The organism is Streptomyces sp. UH6 (assembly GCF_013421635.1).
Lineage (GTDB): Bacteria > Actinomycetota > Actinomycetes > Streptomycetales > Streptomycetaceae > Streptomyces > Streptomyces abyssomicinicus.
The window spans coordinates 1-2105 of record NZ_JACADT010000980.1 but is presented as its reverse complement, the minus strand read 5'-3'; the positions used below and the strand labels follow the sequence as shown (position 1 = coordinate 2105).

The window sequence follows — 2105 nt, the reverse complement described above, 5'->3', positions numbered from 1 at the left end:
GTCGGCCTCCAGCTCCAGGCGGCGGCCGAAGGCGACCACCCGCAGCCGCTGGGGTGCCGGGGTGTCGCCGCGTCCGCCGGGGCCGAGTTCCAGGGCGCCCCGGGCGGCCTTCCGCAGCACCTTGAGCATCCGGTAGGAGCCCTTGACGCGGGCGGTCGCCGGGGAGTCGTGCAGCGTGGCCTCGACGCCGTCGACCAGTGAGCCGATGGCGCGGATGGCGACCTGCCCCTCCTCACCCAGCGAGGGCAGCACGCCCTCGGTGTAGGCGACCAGCAGGGGCGTGGGGGAGACGATCAGGATGCCGCCCGCGTAGCGCCGCCGGTCCTGGTAGAGCAGGTAGGCGGCGCGGTGCAGGGCGACGGCGGTCTTGCCGGTGCCGGGGCCGCCCTCGACGTAGGTGACGGAGGCGGCGGGGGCGCGGATCACCTGGTCCTGCTCGGCCTGGATGGAGGAGACGATGTCCCGCATGGTGTGGCCGCGGGCGCGGCCCAGCGCGGCCATCAGCGCGCCGTCGCCGATGACGGCCAGCTCGCGGCCGTCCAGGCGGGCGGTGAGCCGCGGGCGCATCAGGTCGTCCTCGACGCCGAGCACCTTGCGGTTGCGGGAGCGGATGACGCGGCGGCGCACCACGCGGCCCGGGTCGACGGGCGTGGCCCGGTAGAACGGCGCGGCCGCCGGGGCGCGCCAGTCGATGACCAGCGGCGCGTAGTCCTCGTCGAGGACGCCGATGCGGCCGATGTGCAGGGTCTCGCCGATGTCCGCGGTGTCGTCGTCGCGGATGGCGCCCTCGGCGGGCTCCACGGAGGTGTAGGCGCCGTCGGGACCCTTCTTGCCGTCCCTGCCCTCCAGCATGTCGATGCGGCCGAAGAGGAAGTCCTCGTACTCGTTGTTGAGCCGGTTGAGGCGGACGCCGGCCCGGAAGACCTGCGCGTCGCGTTCGGCGAGCGCGCCGGGCGTGCCGACGTGGCCCTTGCGGGCGGCGTCCCGCATCAGGAACTCCGCCTCGGAGATCTTCTCCTCGAGGCGGACGTACACCCGGTCGAGATGTTCCTGCTCGAGGGCGATCTCGCGTTCTCTGGCGGAGTCCCCCGCCGCGTCGCCGTCCGTCCCGCTAGCCGTGCTGCGGGCCGTGTCGACCGCGGTTCCCTTTTGTGCCTGAGCGGCCACCGGTGTCCCCTTCATGCGTACTGGCGGCCGTCAACAGTACGCGACCTGGGTCAATCCGCGTACTTGGTGTCCGCCGCCGGGTCCAGGGCGAGCCGGTAGCCGCGTTTGACGACGGTCTGGATGAGCTTCGGCGCGCCGAGGGCGGTGCGCAGCCGGGCCATCGCGGTCTCCACCGCGTGCTCGTCGCGGCCGGTGCCGGGCAGGGCGCGCAGCAGGTCGGCGCGGGAGACCACCCAGCCCGGGCGGCGGGAGAGGGCGCGCAGCAGCGCCATCCCGGCGGGGGGCACGGGGCGCAGTTCGCCGTCGACGAGGACGGCGTGGCCGCGGATCTCCACGGTGTGCCCGGCGAGCGGCAGGGCGCGGGCGCGGGAGGGGAGTTCCTGGCAGATGAGCTGGACGAGGGGGCCGAGGCGGAAGCGTTCCGGCTGTACGGTGCGGATCCCGCGGGAGTGCAGCGGCAGCGCGGTGACCGGGCCGACGCAGGCGACCAGGACGTCCTGGGCGAACGCGTGGAGGAGGGCGTCGAGCTGTCCGCGTTCACCGGCGCGGGAGAACAGCGAGGCGGCGGCGGGCGCGCTGGTGAAGGTGACGGCGTCGACGGCGCGGGCCAGGACGGCGTCCAGCAGCCGGTCGACGGGGCCGATGTCCTCCGGCGGCATCCACCGGTAGACCGGCACGCCGACCACCTCGGCGCCGGCCTCGCGCAGGGCCTCCACGAAGCCGGGCAGCGGTTCGCCGTGGAGCTGGACGGCGACGCGGCGGCCGTCGACGCCCTCGGCCAGCATCCGGTCCAGGACCTCGGCCATCGACTCGGAGGCGGGCGACCACTCCTCGGTGAGCCCCGCGGCCCGCACCGCGCCCTTGACCTTGGGGCCGCGGGCCAGGATGCGGACGCCGCCGAGGACGTCCAGCAGGTCCCCGCCGAGCCCCCAGCCCTC

1 protein-coding gene and 1 pseudogene are annotated in these 2105 nt (G+C 75.1%); both read right to left on the bottom strand.

Annotated features, from left to right (window positions below; translation table 11 throughout):
* A pseudogene (locus HW445_RS28270) lies at positions 1–1167 on the bottom strand (helicase); the annotation flags it as partial.
* Positions 1168–1217: 50 nt separating this feature from the next.
* Positions 1218–2105: uroporphyrinogen-III synthase (locus HW445_RS28265; RefSeq protein WP_180223695.1), on the bottom strand; the 888-nt coding region annotated here is incomplete at its 5' end.